This is a genomic window from Microbulbifer maximicatervae (SeqCode) (assembly GCF_056232625.1).
The window spans coordinates 1,505,870-1,524,686 of record NZ_CP174324.1; the positions used below are offsets into that span (position 1 = coordinate 1,505,870).

At 45.4% G+C, this 18,817-nt stretch carries 12 protein-coding genes and 1 riboswitch; of the genes, 3 read left to right on the forward strand and 9 right to left on the reverse strand.

Features of this window, described 5'->3' with window-relative positions; all coding sequences use genetic code 11:
* Positions 1-35: 35 nt before the first annotated feature.
* Positions 36-1,892, reverse strand: a complete 1,857-nt coding sequence (locus ACJJI6_RS06525; protein ID WP_445364110.1) for a TonB-dependent receptor plug domain-containing protein — start codon at positions 1,890-1,892, stop codon at positions 36-38.
* Positions 1,893-1,995: 103 nt separating this feature from the next.
* Positions 1,996-2,143, reverse strand: a riboswitch (cobalamin riboswitch).
* Between the two features lie 1,739 nt (positions 2,144-3,882).
* On the opposite strand from ACJJI6_RS06525, the gene ACJJI6_RS06530 reads away from it, so the two are divergent.
* Complete coding sequence (locus ACJJI6_RS06530) at positions 3,883-4,872, forward strand: right-handed parallel beta-helix repeat-containing protein (RefSeq protein ID WP_475712888.1); 990 nt, start codon at positions 3,883-3,885, stop codon at positions 4,870-4,872.
* 752 nt (positions 4,873-5,624) lie between these two features.
* Here ACJJI6_RS06530 and ACJJI6_RS06535 read toward each other — a convergent pair.
* The 4 genes from ACJJI6_RS06535 to ACJJI6_RS06550 form a co-directional block, all read right to left on the reverse strand.
* On the reverse strand, positions 5,625-5,978 hold the full coding sequence (locus ACJJI6_RS06535; RefSeq protein WP_444897492.1) for a DUF1428 domain-containing protein: 354 nt from the start codon (positions 5,976-5,978) through the stop codon (positions 5,625-5,627).
* 106 nt (positions 5,979-6,084) lie between these two features.
* On the reverse strand, positions 6,085-6,477 hold the full coding sequence (locus tag ACJJI6_RS06540; protein WP_475712889.1) for a hypothetical protein: 393 nt from the start codon (positions 6,475-6,477) through the stop codon (positions 6,085-6,087).
* 12 nt (positions 6,478-6,489) lie between these two features.
* Entirely contained in the window at positions 6,490-6,837 is a 348-nt protein-coding gene (locus tag ACJJI6_RS06545) for a class I SAM-dependent methyltransferase (protein WP_475712890.1), read from the reverse strand.
* Positions 6,838-7,748: 911 nt separating this feature from the next.
* Positions 7,749-8,684, reverse strand: coding sequence for an SPFH domain-containing protein (locus ACJJI6_RS06550; protein ID WP_413662199.1), 936 nt, complete (start codon positions 8,682-8,684; stop codon positions 7,749-7,751).
* Positions 8,685-9,131: 447 nt separating this feature from the next.
* On the opposite strand from ACJJI6_RS06550, the gene ACJJI6_RS06555 reads away from it, so the two are divergent.
* Together ACJJI6_RS06555 and ACJJI6_RS06560 are read left to right on the forward strand one after the other, a co-directional pair.
* Positions 9,132-10,418: a hypothetical protein gene (locus ACJJI6_RS06555; protein ID WP_475712891.1), complete on the forward strand. Its 1,287-nt coding sequence runs from the start codon at positions 9,132-9,134 to the stop codon at positions 10,416-10,418.
* Positions 10,419-10,962: 544 nt separating this feature from the next.
* Entirely contained in the window at positions 10,963-12,237 is a 1,275-nt protein-coding gene (locus tag ACJJI6_RS06560; protein WP_475712892.1) for a hypothetical protein, read from the forward strand.
* A 155-nt stretch (positions 12,238-12,392) separates the two neighbouring features.
* On the opposite strand, the gene ACJJI6_RS06565 is transcribed toward ACJJI6_RS06560, so the two are convergent.
* From ACJJI6_RS06565 to ACJJI6_RS06580, 4 genes are all read right to left on the reverse strand, one after another.
* Entirely contained in the window at positions 12,393-15,539 is a 3,147-nt protein-coding gene (locus ACJJI6_RS06565) for an efflux RND transporter permease subunit (RefSeq protein WP_475712893.1), read from the reverse strand.
* Positions 15,540-15,552: 13 nt separating this feature from the next.
* The gene (locus ACJJI6_RS06570) at positions 15,553-16,794 is read right to left on the reverse strand and encodes an efflux RND transporter periplasmic adaptor subunit (protein WP_475712894.1); all 1,242 of its coding nucleotides are present in this window, start codon (positions 16,792-16,794) and stop codon (positions 15,553-15,555) included.
* A gap of 15 nt (positions 16,795-16,809) precedes the next feature.
* On the reverse strand, positions 16,810-18,180 hold the full coding sequence (locus tag ACJJI6_RS06575) for a TolC family protein (RefSeq protein ID WP_475712895.1): 1,371 nt from the start codon (positions 18,178-18,180) through the stop codon (positions 16,810-16,812).
* Positions 18,181-18,265: 85 nt separating this feature from the next.
* A complete protein-coding gene (locus tag ACJJI6_RS06580; RefSeq protein WP_444913965.1) occupies positions 18,266-18,658 on the reverse strand; it encodes a hypothetical protein in 393 nt (130 codons plus the stop codon).
* Between the last annotated feature and the right edge of the window lie 159 nt (positions 18,659-18,817).

Genomic DNA, 18,817 nt, shown 5'->3' on the forward strand with positions numbered 1-18,817 from the left:
GGCCACCTCAGTTCAAGAACCTATAAAAAAGTGTTTTAGAAGCTGAATTCCACACCAGCATAACCGGCGAGGCCTGCGGTGTTATAGCCAGTAACTTCCACATAGTCGTCATCGGTGAGGTTTTCACCGCGAACAAATACCGTTGTAGAATTATTCAGCTGATAACGAACGCTGGCATCCAGGACATGATAATTATCCAGCGAGGAGCCATCTCTATCGACAACATCTGCGCTGCCGCGCAGGTTCATAACCAGACTCAAGTCACTGGTAGGCTGATAAGTGAAGCCGAGATTGGCTAGGTGCTTAGGGCTGCGAGCCCGGGGAGAATCATCGGCCTCTTCAGCGTCGGTGTAGGTGTAGTTGGCAGAGAGTAACAGGGTATCAGTTATCTGTGCTTCCGCTACCAATTCGACCCCACAAGATTTGCTTGTTCCACTACTTTGCAAGTAACCAGAAGCGTCCGAGTTCCAGCCAATTGCATTTTCAATAATCTGGTGAAACAGCACCAATTCAAGGTGCAGAGCATCTTCATTAAAGTACTCGACACCAAGGTCTAGACCCTGACTCTCTTCCGGCTTAAGAGACGGTAAGTCCAATGGGGCATAGGTCAACCAATCAATTGCGGTAGCGTTGTAGTTGACTTCATACAGGCTTGGGGCACGGAAGCCTGTTCCAAAACTGCTTTTTATCTTTACAGTACCGTTGGCAACATCCTCAAACAAATAGGCTGAGCTGGCGCGGAAGCTGTTGTAGCTGCCAAAATCGGAGTTATTGTCATGGCGAAGGCCAAGGGTGATATAGGCCTGATCGGCATAGCTTCCCTGATACTCTGAGTAAAGGGCCCACTGATCTCGATCCAGGTCTCCCGCAGTATCTTCACGATGCTCTACCCCGTAGACCACCCCATGCTCGCGGCTAAACCCGTGGGAGCCCATTAGGTTTAACTTTTCGATATCACCTTCTACTTCATAGGAAGTTACACCTTCATCGATATAGGTACGCTGCAATTCAGACCGTGTATAGGCTAATTCCTGTTGGCTGTCCTCACCTTTGTGAGCCAAGCTAACGCGAGCACTTTCCTGATTAAACTCAAAGTTGCAATCGTCATGGAGAACAAACCAACCGCAACGATCATATTCACCAGAGGCATCTGTATCTCGCGCTACCGCTTCAAATCGCCACTGCTCAGAGATATTCCAACCTACACGGCCATGCAAGGTTTCATTATCGTAACCGTCGTCATCTCTCAATTCTTTGTCATTGCTGCTGGTATTAAACCCATCGGTTTCTGCCGCCGCTGCAGAAACAAAATAATCCAATGTTTCATTGGCACCGCTAGCGCTGGCATTGTAGCGTTCAGTATCGAAGCTACCACCCTCAGCTGACAGCTCAAAGCGCTGTCCTTGATCTTCGCGACGCGTTGAGATATTCAGCACTCCACCCGCATCGGCCCCGTAGAGCATTCCCTGCGGGCCACGCAGAAGTTCCACACGCTGTAAATTGCTGCTCATAATATGTTCAACATGGGCACCGGCCTGAAGACCAGTTGGGTCAGAAATGTCGATACCGTCTATCTGGACCAAGGTTCTGAAACCGGACTCTCCACGTACCCTTAAGGAGGTTGTCTTGCCCATACCCCCTGTATTAGTAACAGACACGGAAGGAACACTGCGCAAGACATCGGCAAGGGACACCAATCCCCGCTCTTTTAGCTGTTCTTCATCCAATACAGTTACTGAAGTAGCTACCTGGCGCAGCGGTTCACCCTGACGGGAGCTCACAACAACCACGGTTTCCAGGTCTGGAATTGAAGATTCGGTAACAGTGGATTCAGCAAAAGACGGCGCGCTCACGGCTGACAAAACAGCCAGGCTCAATATAGATTTTTTCAAGTTTCAACCCCTAAGACAAAAGCACATGGGATCGAGGGAGGAATAGCAATGCGGCACGCCGAAGCGCGAAAGATCGTATTGCAAGATGGTAGCCCTCCGCTCCATCGTGTTTAGAAAAGAGGCCGGTATCGGGCTTACCACTCAGAATACAGGTGGATCACCGTTGCGGGGGCAGCGCCGGATTTCCGGACTTCCCGTTTAACCTTCTCAGCCAATTCAGGGCAGAAGGCACCTCTAATCCTGGTCGCGAAACTAGTGGAAAGGTACCGGAAAGTCAACAGAAGCCAAAAAAGACTAACTTTCACGTCATAAGTCATTAGACACCTGGCTCTGGAGCCATTCGAGGGTGTCAGTTCCTCCAATTTTAGATACATCAATTTATTCGGGTTATTTAACCATTAGCGAGATTTTTTTGAGATAACACTCAATAACAATTAACCCACGAAGAAAGGAGGATATAGACAGAAATATGAGAGGTTTTTCTTTGCAAGCACGATTATTACTCAGGGTGATCACAAATTTTATCCGCTGCCTAAGCGAATACTTTCAAGCATGATCGTTAAATAACCATTATTCAGCACTCAAACTCGTACCTATCAGACCCTTTCCTACAAAAATATAAAAATCACGTCAGCCTAAGTTCAGAGCTCGGCTAAACCAGGTAACTATTTTAGCAAATAGATTAATAAAAGTACCCCTGAGTATATTAACTCGCGAGTCAGACGTACTTTCCCTGCTTGAAACACTAACCATACCTGCTCCTATCCTGGCAGCACTCTACGAACAAGAGGCCATAAGCTATAGGCAAGATATATCAATAAGCAATTAAATACAGCTTTAAAAAAGGAGCAATTAATAAGCCACTCCCTATAATTATTATCAAATACTGCAATCCAATCCGAGAAACATTTATCGGTACATTGACGAAACAATGAAAACATCGAAGATGCATTTTATTCATGGAGATTACAGCCACTTCCATTATGAATAATTACATTTTGTCAACTATTTCAGTGAGAGCACAATATAGAGCCGAAGCGCGAAAGATTGCATTGCAAGATGGTAGCACTCCATTCCATTATATTTAAAAAAGAGGCCGGTATTGGGCTTACCACTGAAAATACTGATGGATCACTGTTGCAAGGTCAGCGCCGGATTTCCGGACATCCCGTTTAACCTTTTTAGCCAATTCTGGGCATAAGGCACCTCTAATCGTGATCACGAAATTGGCGGAAAGGTACCAGAAAGTCAAACAATACTAATCAAATGAGGAGATGCAACTGGGAACAGTTTTTATTAAAGCGCCATAATTAAATTTTTAATAGGGGCCTCAAAATATTTCTGCAGTATATTGCAGGCATTGATGGTCGCAGACATTAGGCGCAGCATGCAACGAATGCCACCAGCTCATTGCAAGTGTCACAGCGCAGCATCTGCGATCTTCAAGGCTTCCCTATGGAACTTTCGGCATCACAAAATTGTACACCCCCTAGATATTCATGTGGAAGCACCGAACCACCTGGTTATTAGAGCCTACCACTCCCAGTACTTGATCATAGTCCCTACCCAGTTTGCCATTTAAAACTACCCGGAGTATTGACCTTAAAGGAATTCAAAAAGTATTACCTGAGATGACAAGTATCAGACAAGATAATTACACCCACTAATTCTCAATATCTATATGGGACAACCGACACTAAACATTTCCATATAAATATTGAAAATCAACACCAGCATTTCTCAGGCAAAAGCAACCTCATAGACCAAGGGAAACATCCAAAGACTTATAAAAAAATATAATTACAATAACCTCAAAACTCCAAATAAATATTTGAAAGAAACAACCACACAAAGCAGAATTATTACTGCAATAACAGCCACCCACTTTAACCACAAAACTGCATTAAAGACTCTAAACAAACCATTTCAGGACACCTAAAAAAAGATAAACTAAACCTACTCATACCTTATCACATGGAAGGAATCGTCAATGAATATCAAATTTTCTAAGTCATTGGTTACGCCCATCTACTTAATGGTAAGCACTTCAGCCGTTATATTTTCCCCTCAATCACTTGCCGTTGAATGTTTTGATACTATTAATTCACCTACCACTCTTACAGAAAATTTACAATGTGAATTAACACCAGAAAACCCTTACGCTTTAACCATTACCGGCCCCTCAGGAAACCTGTATATGTCAGGTGATGGCGGAATCACATGCGTCGGCGAAGCTGGAGAAACTGGACAATTTGGTATAATGGTTGAGGGTACCTCTCGTCAAGTTATCGGTGGGAGCGTAGAGAATTGTCCAGGGGGCATTCTGGTAGCCGGCTCCGGCTTACACTCAATTCTTCACACACAAATCACTAATTTTCTCCTCGATGACGGAATCAGAGCAGAGAGTAATAACAATCTAATACAGGGCAATATTATTACTAGTAATGGGGTGGATGGTGATGATGGCATAGATGCCAGTGGCGACTTCACTACAGTAACACAAAATATAATTAATGGGGCAGGTGACGAAGGCATCGAAATTAATGGCGCCTCAGCCTCTATTATCCAAAATTATACTGCAGGCAGTGAAGATGATGGAATTGATCTAAACAGATCAGGAGCAACCATATCATTCAATGTTTCTGAAAATAATGATGGTGGCGGAATCGTCATTAATGGAAACAACTCTTATATATCCCAAAACATTGCCTCCAATAATGGTGATGATGGTATTGAGATCTCCGACAGCGGCTCTAGCAATACAATCCTCCAAAATACAGTCCAATATAATGGTGACCAGGGAATATATATAGAGCAGTCAGGAAGTGTCGACAATGTAATTCGAGGCAATATATCTACAGACAATGTTGGTTTCGACTTGCTGGACCCATTTGCCGATCCCACCTGCACTAATTTAAATAATACTTGGAGCTCCAATACAGCCAATACTTCCGACCCTGACTGTCTTCGATTCCTCTAGCGTATCAAATAAGTGTACTTGTAGATAATCCCTACATTTACAGCGTGGGCGATCGATCATGGGGGTAGGCAGTGGAAAAAAAATTTAATAGCCGTGGATTGGCAACTTCGAGAGTTATGTATATTAGACAAGCCTACCCCCTAAATACAGCTACATTCAACTCCAAAAGAGCGACAATGACCCGAATAAGGCCGACAACAATAGTCACCCTAAATCTACTGAGTGTTGAACAAAATACACAAATGTGCAATATAGCTGTAACACTAACCACATGTTCCGGATCATTCGATGTGGAGAGCAAACTCCTACTATCCCCCAAACACCAACCTGACAAGTCCGTCGTGAGGCTACCATGGCGTTATTACTTGTAACCAAGGTCGTCGGGCCCGTAGAGGAGGCAAACGCTTAACTAGGGTTACCCAATTTTCCTGGGAGAGACCTAAACAATACCACATTGCGATATTGGGCTTTTGACGAATCTACCAAACTAAAGAAGTTAAGATCATCTTCGAAGCCGTGAAGTGTAATTTCACTTTCTTTAGGCAGTGGATAGTCGCCACAAGCTTCGAGAATCACGAAGCCCAACTAAGCTGCAGAATATATCGACCCTCTTCAGGTGTGGCTGCACGCCAAATACAACTACGTATCAATCATTAACGGAACCTTCGCACTACTCAATTCACGATAAAATACCACCTCAAAGGCAACTCAAGCTAAGCTATTGAGATACCGCAATGACCTACAAACATGCCTTATTCATCCAATATAATATTAAAGCCACCATAGATTAATCTCTTACCATCAAATGGCATGGGGTTTTGATCTGGGTTCATCCTCGGATCATCCATAACCGCCTGCCATCCAGAGTCTCGAACCTCTTTAGAAGGCCAGAGGACCCAGGAGAACACTACAGTTTCATTGCCAGCACACTTTACGGCCAAAGGAAAAGAGGTTAATTCGCCTTCTGGAACATCATCACCCCAAGTTTCAACAACCTTTAGGGCCCCCTGCTCTTTAAATACCTCTGCAGCAATTTTTGCATGCTTAATATATTCTTCTTTGTTATCTGAGGGTACAGCTGCTACAAATCCATCTGCATAAGACATTTTTAACTCCCCGACATTTTCTAATTTGATAAGTTACTATTTAAATTAAATACAGATTTGCAAAGCACTTCTACTGCCCTGATCTAGTAATAGCGATATCTCTCTATCACCAACCTTTCTTACACCCTACATAGAGCACAAAATCAAATGCTATCACTCGTTTCTCTTGTGGTATTTTCCAAACCTCCCTAGCCTTACGGTAGGCCCGCTCCATAAATTCACCACCCATGCCATCTATACATCTCCGCACAGCCGAAAAAGTATGTATAAAATTAAAAAACCCATTCAGGTCCCAGACTGCTTCCATAGTTGGCTTCGAAACCTGTATAGTACCAAAAGGAAAGTCTATATCCTTAAAATGATTCCAGAGCAATTTGTTTTGTGGAGCCCAGTGCGCCTCTATTGGACCCAAAATAAGATCATTGAATATTTGAGCCAGTTCTCCATCTAAGACTGGCCAGTTATAGCCCCAAGCTGAAAAAATACCTTTTGGCTTCAAAACCCTTAGAACTTAGGGCCAAAAATCATCAAGGTCAAACCAATGCAACGCCTGGGCTACACAAACCAAATCACAACTCTCATTTGCCAGGTCACACTGCTCAGCAGGTCCTACTTGATAGTGAATATTAGGGTGAGCTTTAGCCGCTTTTATTGGCTCGACACTAATATCAGATGCGTACACACTACCAAATAGTTTCGCCAATCCTATCGCTGCCTGACCACTACCGCAAGCACAATCCCAGGCAAGTTTATTTGATGGAGCCAAGCTTGAGAGACACTTATAAAGCTCTGGAGGATAGGTTGGCCTAGCAGTCTTATAAAGCTCACTCTTGTCACTGAATAGTTTTTGATGGTGCATTCCTGCCCCCAGGTTCTTTAAGCAGCCGCGGCAAGCTAATATATATGAGCTACTATAGCTGCACCTCTTACTCTAGCTCTTAGGTCATAATCAAAAAAACCATGTTATTCTTATTTATTAGCAGCTGGGACCCCCACCAAGCATTACCCTACCAATAACTTCTTGAGATGCAACAATTCATGTGAGACCAATACTGGCGCGACAGTGGACATCAATTCTCCTACCCAATACCAACAAACTATAAAATAGCGATACCTTGCCCTTCCGAGACATAATACGAGCATCATCTTCCAGGTAAAAACTTGACAGCTTCAATATCACGTATAATTTTCCGCCACTAGCTATGCAGACCAAATACACATTAGGAGTCATAATAGAACTTCGAAACAGCAATAGCACAAAAGACACTAAGAACTTTGCTTCAACGGCCTTCTAAACAGGCGAAACATAATCCTCCATCCAGGGCCAAAAATAAGCCAAAAAATAAGAGTGCTTTGGAAATATCATCCCACATATAAAGTGCAAAGGATTTATCTGGATTACCGATCATTCATGTCATTGCTCGAATGAGAGCTAGGGTGATTACGCAGGCTAACAGTGCTTTTATAAATACAATCAGTTCATACCTTAACTTGGGCCAACCATAGTCGAGACTAGCCGGCTTGGACTCGCCGGTAAAATCCCTAGCAAAGATCATATCGGCCTATTGAATCAAATTACGACCAAAGACAACTGATAAAGCAATATAGGCAGAGCCAGGACCGTGATAAAAATGTTGTAGTTGTACCACTTAGAATATCAAGCACTGTAGCGCTGAGCAGTACGACATCGACTATCGGAGTAAAGTACTATCAAGATACCCCGAAGCTACCAAAGGATAAGCCCATAGGCTTACCCCTCGGATGACCTTACTAGACAGGCTCGGGCTCTCTCAGCGGCCGTTGTTTTGCTACCGCAGCCGACTTATCAGGTAACGGCAAAGCGACAGGTACTTGCTGCGCCTGGCTGGTAGCCATTACCACAGTACTACCGTGACGTGCAGCAGTTACCAGCGCATCATTATCTGCAATGGCAGTCATAAAGCGCAACGCTTCGTCTGCACTGGTACCAGCGCTGGTGAGAACCTTAATAGCCTCGGCTGCACTTTGTGCATATACCCGTCGTGCCTCCCCCATTTTCTCCATACGAATCTTTACGGACTCGCCATCAGCTTTAGCCTTACCCACTTCGCGCTCCCGGATCGCCTCAGCCTCGTAGGTAGCGGCCTGCTTCTCCCGCTGCATTTCCATAACTTTGTTAGCCTGAACCTCTACCGACTTGGGTAGCCGCGGCTCATCTGATAATACATCGACAATCTCTACACCAAAGTCGTGGAAAAATTGGCGAAGGCGCTCCTTAGCCTTGTCAGCTATATGTTCTTTTTTGTTATAAACGTCTTCCAGCTCAATGCCGTTGGCAACAGGAATAGCTGCATCTGTTGCAAACGACTTCAGCTGTGCCTGGTAATTCTCTAGATCATAGAGAGCTTTGTATGCAAGCTGTACATCCGACGACACCTGATGCTGAACCTTTAGAATCAAACCAAATGTGACATGATTACTGGTCTTTAGACTCAACTCAACAGGGGTTTCGTGCAGAGCCGTTGAGGCTTTTTTGTCTACCCAGGAAAGGTAGGGAATAATCAAGTTGAAACCAGGGGTGGCAGTTTTCCAGTACTTACCAAGAAATAGCACGAAGTGGTACTGCTTTGGCTCCACTATCACGATGGATTTAGCTAGCAAAAAAAGTACTACAGCTCCAAGTATCGCAGGCCAAAAAGGTAAAAGTGTAAAGAGTTGTTCCGGCATATTTTAAAAGCCCAGTCAGAATAAATTATATAAGATGTGTAAATTATCTTACTCAGCAAGGGGCAACCAGTGTATGAGCAAATATCCCCCCCACTAAGAGCACTCACCCACAGCTTACATCAACTACAACATGCTGGCCACAAAACTACTGTCCTAAACCCAACTGTAAGTCTACTTTCCCCCAGTAGGGTAAAAGTAAATGTAAAGAACTTCACTAAACCCGTTACAGACCAATAAACAAAAATTTTCCTGGAAAAACCCTTAAATTAAAATCCGCACCAACAAAACTATTGTTAGTACAACTTACCATCACTTAACTATTCTTCTGCAACAAAGTATCCAAAATCAAATCTACAGCCATTTATCTTTAAGCAACTGTTTTTTGCGATTCAAGCCTATTCAAGTTACTTTACATGATATGGATGGGCTTTAAAAAGGAGGTACTTTGTGCCGGCTACAGAGCTCTCCAGAGTATTAGGTGCAGAGGAGGCTATGTTCACCGAGTTGGCAAGGCGAACTTGCGGGGGGACATTAGTAATCTCCTTTATCAAAGTACTCACTACTCTTAGCGTTGAAAAATTGATAAGTGGTTTCGCATCGGCACATAAAATCTACCCACTTTTACAGGCAAGAGTTGAGTCCGGCAACAAGCTTCGATGGCGGTGCGACGTACCATTCGAGTCAATTCCAATTGAGGTTCGAAAATTGAAGGGGCCTCTTGATTTCGAGGCTGAATTCAATCGCCGGGGGAAGACGGGCCTTGATGTTGAAAAATGCACATATACACTTTCTTTCTATATTAATTCCCATGACGAAGTTGAATGGATCTCACTAGTCAGCAGCCACGCAGCTTTGGATGGCCGATCAGTGATGACTTTATTCTGTATTTTGGACATATTCTTTAAAGATGAAGGGACATTCAGGTTGGGCGGACAACCACTTTACGAAGCTGTCGAAAGCTACTTTAGCTCCTCTAAATACTTTGCCCATGAAAAACCATCTTCTCAAAAAGATGAACTTTTTAATTGGCCCGTAGAGGAACCTGCTTTTGTATCAGAGCGTGAAGGTCATGCTATATATCGGCAATTTCCGATTGCAGAAATTTCACAACTGGTAAAAATAGGAAAAAGTCACAAGGTAAGGCCAAGCGCCCTGTTTTGCGCCATTGCGATTCAAGCATCCAAAATATTACCCAACCATAAAGATTGGATAAAAATTTTACTACCCATGGATGTTCGTGAACTCTGCGGCACTGAAATTGGATTAAGTGCAGTAGGTGCTTTTTCATCAGCAACCACTCTTGAAATCATGCCCAATATAGACATAGAAGATACTTGGCAACTAGCGCGCCACTTACAGATTGAGCTTGATAAACAGGCGGAAGAAGGAGAACCATTCAAGTTTATGTTTCCCAAGAAATATAAACTCGAGGATATTATTGAATGGGCTCAGGATTATGAGGAAAAGAAATCTGTCTTTTCTGAAGGAATGTGTATATCTAATGTAGGCAGCATGAAAGCGCTTGGCACGGCAATGAAGTACTTTGAAATCATCACGGCAATTCCATTTCAAACACATGGGGCTCACCCTATCTCACTACTAACCTATTCAACGGTACGTAATTCAGTATTTATATTTTCGTACTGTGATCCACTCACAAAACGAGATAGCGTTTTGAATTTTGCAGAAAAATTCATCAACACTATCAAGAGGCTTTTAGAACCTGAGAACTAACCCTTGACTTAAAAAACGAACAAAAGCAAAAGTAAAGCAAAGGCGCCCATTACTCCCTAATCAGCCAAGGCTACCCCCCAAACAATTTCACCTTATGTACGATTCTCAAACAAAGAATTAATTGGTCACTACAAGTGACCACCAAAAATCAATGCAAGGAAATATTGGCAACGCCAACCAAGTACAGTCAGTCATATCATATACATCTCACAGATTTCACCAAACATCAACCTTAAGCCAATAAACCATATAAAATTCAGCACTTGATTTTTAATGTAACCTGCCAAAAGGAGGCGACGTTACTAGCTTTATTGAAAGGCATACATGTATTCCAAAGGAGCTATTGCCCCATACCCCCACTCAAGTAATGCACCTCAAACCAGTCAACATTAGATCAAGTCACGACAAATCTTAGCCAACACTTATGTATTCCGAACATGTATATATAGATAAGCAAGCAATATTTAGGTATCAATACTTTTGCATCTTAACTTCTATTTTATTAAGTTTGACATTAAGTCAATCTGTTCTTGGAAAGGCACCTATGTCCAGCCGAGAGTTCTCCAGGGTGCTGGGGCCTGAAGAAGCATTATTTACCGAGCTAGCCAGGAGAACTTGCGGGGGAACCTTGCTGGTTTCCTTTTATAAAGTTCTAATTCCACTGAGTGTTGAGCAACTTAAAACTGCCTTTTCTTTAATCCATAAAATTTACCCCCTTCTACAGGCTCGTGTTGAGTCAGGTGAGCAACTGCGCTGGTATTGCGACGTACCCTTTGAGGATATCCCTTTAGAGATAAGAGAACTTTCAAAACCCATTAATATTGAATACGAATATACTCGCAGAGGTAAAACAGGACTCAACGTTGAAGCATGTACATATACTCTTTCCTTCTATCTAAATTCACTAGGTAAAGTCGACTACATATCTATGGTCAGCAATCATGCTGCATTGGACGGCCGGTCTGCCGGGATCATATTCTATATTTTAGATTTGTATTTTTTGGATCAAGGAAGATTCAGGTTAGATAGACAGCCGTTATACGACCCTGTTGAGACCTACTTTGATTCAAGCAAGCATTTCTCCAACCAGCAAACATCTGGAATTAAAGAAAATTTATTTAAATGGCCAGTAGAAGAAGCCGCTTTTGTTACTGAACGGGAGGGCAATATTTTATATCGCAAATTTCCCATGGAGGAACTCTCTCACGTTGCAACTATTGGCAGAAAACACAAAGTAAGACCTAGTGCGCTTTTTTGTGCTATTGCCATCCAGGCATCAAACATACTGCCAAATCACAGAGAATGGATCAAAATCTTATTACCCATGGATGTCCGCGACCTATGCGGCACCGGAATCGAGTTAAGCGTTATTGGTACCTTTTCTGCAGTTACTACTCTTGAGGTTACACCAGATATCGATATCGAGAACACCTGGGAGCTGGCAAAGCACTTACAGATTGAACTTGATCGGCAGGCAGTGTCCGCCGAATATTGTAAGTTTAACTTTCACAAGAACTATGATTTAGGGAGTATTATTGAGTGGGTTGAAAAATACGAAACCAACAATCCCTACTTTCTTGAAGGATTATGCGTATCCAACTTGGGTAACCTGGAATCCCTGGGTGTGCACATGAATTTTTTTGAACCTATCATAGGTACCTCACTCCAAACTCACGGCGCCCATCCAATATCATTGAGCACTTATTCAACAGAAAAAAGTTCCGTTTTTGTCTTTTCATACTGTGAGCCACTGACAAAAAGAAATAACGCTTTGAATTTTGCTGAAAAATATATCAACACTCTAAAGAATCTGATATGAATCAGCTGCACATAAACTAGGCATCTCAAGCTATACAACCTGCACTCATACCTTTTGTTTAGAGCATCACTAGGAGTCAATAAATTAACTGAAGCTTGCCTCATTGGTTCTCCACCTACTTCACCTTTTTTGTGAGGTGAAGTAGGCAGAAACATCTACTTAATAGAGTTTTTAGCCATCTCGTCTCCTCCCCTGCCATGCACAATCCGATAAAGTAACGGAAGTACAAACAGAGTTAGAAGTGTGGAAGAAATAATCCCCCCAATCACAACCGTGGCCAGGGGCCTTTGTACCTCTGCGCCGGTACCCACATTCAATGCCATAGGCACGAACCCTAGGCTGGCGACCAGAGCAGTCATCAATACAGGACGAAGACGAATCATTGCTCCGTCAATAATCGAAACCAAAAGCTCACCGCCCTGTTGCCGCAGCTGACGAATAAATGACAGCATTACCAGGCCGTTTAAAACCGCAACACCAGAAAGGGCGATAAACCCAACCCCTGCAGAAATCGATAGAGGCATACCGCGCAGCCATAGAGCTAGCACCCCGCCAGTTAGCGCTAAGGGAACTCCTGTAAAAATGATCAAGGCATCTTTGAATGAGCCGAAAGCCATTACTAGAAGACCGAGGATTACCAAAAGCGTCAGCGGGACAACGATAGAAAGACGCGTACTTGCAGATTCCAGTTGTTCAAATGTACCTCCATATACCAACCAGTAACCGGCAGGCAAAGACACCTGTTGTTGGATTCGGGCTTTTGCCTCCTCCACAAAAGATCCTAAATCGCGATCGCGTACATTCGCGGTTACCACTACACGGCGCTTGCCATTTTCACGACTGACTTGATTGGGAGCCGGTGTCATTTCAAGATTGGCTACTTCAGACAAGGGCACATAGCTACCTAGCGGGCTACCAGCGGGTAAAGGTACAGGTAAGTCACCAAGGTTTTCATAGTCCCGGCGCAGCCCTTCCGGCAGCCTTACTACCAATTGGAAGCGACGGTCACCCTCATAAATCAGCCCTGCAGATTCCCCACCAATTGCGGTTGATACCAAGTCCTGTAGGGTTTTCAGGTCGATACCATAGCGGGCAAGCGCTATACGCTTGGGGACTACAGAGAGAACTGGCAGACCTTCAACCTGCTCTACTCGAGCATCGGCTACACCCTCAATCCCATTTAACACACCCAGGATTTGATTAGACGAAGCGACCAGCTGGTCCAAGTCATCACCAAATACTTTGATACCCAGATCTGCACGCACACCAGAAATCAACTCGTTGAAACGCATCTGGATTGGCTGGGTAAATTCGTAGTTATTACCTGGAAGCTCTCGAACGGCTGCTTCGATTTCTGCCACCAATTGCTCCTGAGGCAGTATTGGATCGGGCCATTGATTTCTGGGTTTCAGGATCACAAAGTTATCAGCCACATTCGGAGGCATTGGATCTGTAGCTACCTCTGGAGTACCAATTTTTGCAAATACCTTGTCTACCTGGGGGAACTCCTTAATGCGCTGCTCCAGTAGACGCTGCATTTCCACCGACTGCTCGAGGCCAGTCCCCGGAATACGTAAAGCGTGTAGTGCAATATCGCCCTCATTAAGCTGAGGGATAAACTCAGAACCGAGAGTAGTAGCTAGCCAACTACAAAACAGTACTAAAGCAAGAGCCCCTGATAGTACCAGCCAACGCACTTTCATTGCGGCAATTAAAAGCGGCTTGTACAGTGACTTAGTAGCAACAATCACCTTATTTTCTTTTTCACTGACTTTCCCGGTGAGAAAAACAGCAACTGCTGCAGGTACTACGGTGAGAGAAAGAACCAATGCAGCCAATAACGCCATAACCACAGTAGCGGCCATAGGGTGAAACATCTTTCCTTCGACACCAGTCAGTGTGAACAAAGGAATATACACCACCGTGATAATCAACACTCCAAAAAGGCTCGGGCGAATCACTTCATTGGTGGCCTGGAATACCAGCTCCAGTCGCTCTTGCAGAGGTAACTTACCGCCCTTGCGCTGTTGGGCTTCGGCGAGCCTGCGAATCGCATTTTCTACGATAATTACAGCCCCATCGACAATCAGACCGAAATCGAGCGCACCGAGACTCATCAGGTTGGCAGAAACACCGGTTTGCACCATACCAAATATAGTGGCAAGCATGGACAGCGGGATCACAGCGGCCGTAATAAAGGCAGCCCGAATATTTCCAAGCAGCAAGAACAGCACGACGACTACCAGCAACGCACCTTCAATAAGGTTTTTCTGCACGGTAGCGATGGCTTTGTCCACGAGCGTCGTGCGATCGTAAACCGCTTCCACCTTTACACCTTCAGGTACAGTGGATTTTACTTGCTCCAAAGCTTCCGCAACATTGCGCGCCACCTCGCGGGAGTTTTCCCCCACCAGCATCATAGCGGTGCCCAATACGGTTTCTTCACCATCTCGCGTAGCAGCACCGGTACGCAGCTCTTTACCAATAGCCACTTCAGCAACATCAGAAATTTTAACCGGCACCCCGGATCGGCTGGTAATTACTACGTCTTCAATTTCTCCGATATTCTGTAGTTGTCCCGGTGAACGCACTAACAGTTGGCGTCCATTATTTTCCAGATAGCCAGCACCTCGACTTTCGTTGTTGCGACGCAAAGCCTCGGCAATGTCCTCCATAGATACGCCGAAGTTAAGCATCTGGCGGGGGTCCGGTGTTACGTGATACTGCTTGTTATAGCCACCGATAGTATTTAGTTCCGTAACCCCCGGAACGAGAGACAATTGCGGTTTAATAATCCAATCCTGAATCTCCCGCAGTGCAGTGGCGTCGTAGGGCTGACCATTGGGCTGGGTTGCTCCGGGCAGAGCCTCCACGGTATACATAAAGATCTCACCGAGCCCGGTGGCAATGGGCCCCATTTCCGGCTCCAACCCAGGGGGCAGATTGCTCTCGATGGTACCCAGACGACTGTTTATCAAGTTTCGCGCAAAATAGAGATCTGTCCCCTCTTTGAAAACCACGGTCACTTGGGATAGCCCGTAGCGAGAAATCGAACGGGTGTACTCCAAGTTGGGAAGTCCGGCAAGTGCCGCCTCTACCGGATAGGTGATTCTCTGTTCAGCTTCTAAAGGCGAGTAACCAGGTGCTTCAGTATTAATCTGCACCTGAACATTGGTGATATCGGGGACTGCATCAATAGGGAGTTTCTGGTAACTCCAAACCCCGAGCCCCACCAGAATAAAAATTAGGGACAATACGAAATAACGCCGCTCAATGGAGAAGCGCAGGATGCTTTCAATCATCTTCTGGCCTCAATTAATGGTGGTGAGCAGCGCCGGATTTCTCTATATCCGCCTTGATTAAGTAACTGTTTTCAGTGACGTAGCGGTCTCCAGGGTTGAGTCCACTTAATACCTCTGTAACCCTGCCATCGGTCCGCCCAAGTTCCAGTGGGCGAATCTCATAAGCATCCCCTACTTTTACAAACACAACGGTCCAATTGCGGAAGGGTTGTAGCGCTTGATTTTCCACCACTAAAGGCGCGGGACTCTCATTGGTGACAACATCAGCTTGAACCATCAGGTCTGTTGTCCATATGTCCTCTGGATTCTCAATCATCGCGCGGGCTATTGCGAAAGGCGTGCCATTGCCCCCCGGTGCCAAGCTGACAATTGTCGAATCAAATGAGAGCCCATCGGCGGTAATAGAAACTTTTTGTCCGCGAGCAATTTGTCCCCGGCGAGTGGGGAATACTTGAAGCTCTGCCCATATTTGCTTGTAGTTCGCAATCGTAAACAGTACCCGGTCACCGCTAAACTCCCCTCGACTGGCCTGCTTATCAATAATCTGACCGCTGATAGGCGCTATCAAGGAATAAGTTTGCAAGCTGTCATTGGACTCAATTGTTGCCAGCTTTTCCCCCTTTTGTATGGAATCACCCAATGCTTTTTCAATCGTCATAATTGTGCCCGGATAGCGGGCGCGAACATGGCTGAGGCTGCGATGATCGATAGCAGTTTTGCCGTAAAGAATGACGCGCTCTTGAATAACTCCCGGTGCGGCAATCGCAGTTTTAATACCGGCTTTTGCTGCCATATCCTCGGCTATCTTTACGCGGCCCTCATAGGATTCAAACTTCCATTCAGCACTACCCCCCTTGTAGGTCAGGGAGAGTTCAATATCGAATGAATGGGGCTCAGGCAAATCTCTATGGCTGCGCCAGTAATCAATACTGTCATCGCGGGAAAGAGCTATTCGTTCTGACTTACCCCCAAGTCGAACTAGAGTCAGGCTCAAATCCGCATTATTCAGTGCTTCTCCATTTTTCTGAACCCACGCGCGAAACTCAGCCTTACCACTTTGCTCTACCAAAGCCAGCTCAACCACTAAGTCTCCGCGCTCCAGAAGCCGCCCTCCATGGGGCCCTTTGGACTCTTCTTCATGTTGCCCTCCGCCATGGGAGCCACTTGCATAACTGAAATTCATCGCCCCCATTGCTGATACCAAAAGGGAGAAGAACAACATCGCAAACTTTAATGTTTTATTTGATCTGCTCATTTTCTAAATCCAAATTCATTTGCTGCTATCAGCAGCCACAGCCCCTAAAGGTCGGGCAGTTAATCTCTCAATTTCCGCGCCATATAAATGGACAGATCGCGCCGCAACAATTCGGGAACGCTCGGCATCGAGCAACTCCTCGCGGGCAGAAATTAATTCAACATAGGAATAGCGACCACGGCGATAAGCCCGACCCACTTCGGAGAGCCCCTCGCGCAGCATAGGGATTACGGTGTTTTCCATTTCATCGACGGTAGCCAGGGCTTGTTCCCGGCTTGTCACCGCCAGGAAAAGTTGGGGGTAGAGTTTTAGAAGCGCCGCCTCTCTCTCTAACTGAACCTGCTCCAACTCAGCCATCGCAGAGATTTCCCGACCCCGGTTGCGTCGACCGGTGAAAAGAGGCACGTTAATACCCGCCACCACCGCATTCTCATCATATTCGCGGTCGATACGGTAACCGGCATACCAACCGATATCCGGCTTCGACTTCGCCTGTGCCAAGTGCAGTTGCGATGTACGTAATCGCTCTTCCGAAGCAAATCGAGCAATGGCAGGGTTTTCCTGAGCTCTTTCGTACAACACCTCGAAACTCGCACCTGGCTCAAAACGAAACAACACGCTGGAATCAACAGTGAAGTCTTGCGTCGGCTGCCCCCAAAGTGCAGACAATGCGTACTTGTAGTAAGTCAGCATTCTCTCCTGCGCCTCAGCAGCCAAAATGGCTTTTGCCAACGCGGATTCTGCCCGCATGCGTTCAGCCACTGGCGAAGCTGCGGCATTCACCCTCGTAGTCACCACTTTCAGCGTTTCTTTAGCCAGTGAAACTTTTTCTGCTTCAAGAGCAAGCAACTCCGCGGCAGCAAGTACCTGGGCATAGGCTCGAACTACCTCGGCCAAGACATCTAACGCAGTCGCCTGCTCATCAGCAATCAAGAGATCCCGTTGGGCATTAACTACATCAATACGAGCTTCACGTTTTCCACCCAACTCAATAACTGACGAGAGTGAGGCGGTCAGTTCAAGCTCGGTATACTCATCATCGCCATCATCGTCGTCACTTGGAGGACCCGGGGGGCCTGGAGGCCCGGGAGGGCCATTACCTGATGAGCCATCGTCGTAGGTTGCATACTCAGCTTCAAAGCCAAAATCCCAAGCAGGACGCTGTTTTGCGGTGAACTCAGCACCATCCAAAGCCCATTGCTGGAAAGGAAAAACTGCAATTTGGGGGTTTTGTGCCAGCGTTCTCTGTATTGCCTCTGGCAGTGTTAATAGCTCCCCTTTCTGCGCAAAAACAGTTTGCGCAGATAAACTCAAAGTGGTCGCCAGCAAGAATTTAGCGGCTGCACGACCCACCACGCCCCTAAAGAGCGTGTAATTAAAATCCATGGAATTCTCCCAAGTCACAACTCGATCAGCATGCGTGGGCAAAAGCTACATACTTCATATAGCGGCACACGCAGTATTTAACTAATCAGACTTGGGTTATAGGTGGGCGTAAAAGTGGAGAAAAATAACCTGAGGGCACAGCTGCACTGATTGTGTCACTGTAACTGATAGTGCCCCGAAGAAGAGGTTGATAAGACTGCCCCAAAAGCCCGGTTGCATTAATTCCGTGACAATGGCAACAGTGATTACAGAAATCCAACGTCGGTGTAGATTGCTCTTCACCGGAGGAAGGCAGCGAGAAAGTGACGGAACCCCCATCAGGCTCGTCAGTAGGAGCTACCCCCGGGAGTTGATCTGTATGATTTGAAGAGAAGTGGATGGTGATATCTTCTAGCTCATCATGACTGTCATAGAAGGCGCCAGCTGTCTGGAAAATCAGCAGCGCAATCAGTAAAAATGACAGACGAACCACATTCATAGGAGCAGGCTAGTATCAATAATGGATCGACTCTAGCAAACATAACCCAGAGCCTCAATTGAATACGGCAAAAGTTTTGTAAAACAACAGCTTATTGACCAGCAATTCTGGATAGCCAGTCTCGTTTCAATACTCGTTTTTACGCAACAGCAGGCGCGA

Bases quoted from the DNA above. Each gene is read 5' to 3' on its own strand.
- ACJJI6_RS06535 (WP_444897492.1), bottom strand. From the start codon at position 5,978: ATGTCTTATGCAGATGGATTTGTAGCAGCTGTACCCTCAGATAACAAA.
- ACJJI6_RS06580 (WP_444913965.1), bottom strand. From the start codon at position 18,658: ATGAATGTGGTTCGTCTGTCATTTTTACTGATTGCGCTGCTGATTTTC.
- ACJJI6_RS06570 (WP_475712894.1), bottom strand. From the start codon at position 16,794: ATGAGCAGATCAAATAAAACATTAAAGTTTGCGATGTTGTTCTTCTCC.
- ACJJI6_RS06530 (WP_475712888.1), top strand. From the start codon at position 3,883: ATGAATATCAAATTTTCTAAGTCATTGGTTACGCCCATCTACTTAATG.
- ACJJI6_RS06565 (WP_475712893.1), bottom strand. From the start codon at position 15,539: ATGATTGAAAGCATCCTGCGCTTCTCCATTGAGCGGCGTTATTTCGTA.
- ACJJI6_RS06550 (WP_413662199.1), bottom strand. From the start codon at position 8,684: ATGCCGGAACAACTCTTTACACTTTTACCTTTTTGGCCTGCGATACTT.
- ACJJI6_RS06560 (WP_475712892.1), top strand. From the start codon at position 10,963: ATGTCCAGCCGAGAGTTCTCCAGGGTGCTGGGGCCTGAAGAAGCATTA.
- ACJJI6_RS06545 (WP_475712890.1), bottom strand. From the start codon at position 6,837: ATGCACCATCAAAAACTATTCAGTGACAAGAGTGAGCTTTATAAGACT.
- ACJJI6_RS06575 (WP_475712895.1), bottom strand. From the start codon at position 18,180: ATGGATTTTAATTACACGCTCTTTAGGGGCGTGGTGGGTCGTGCAGCC.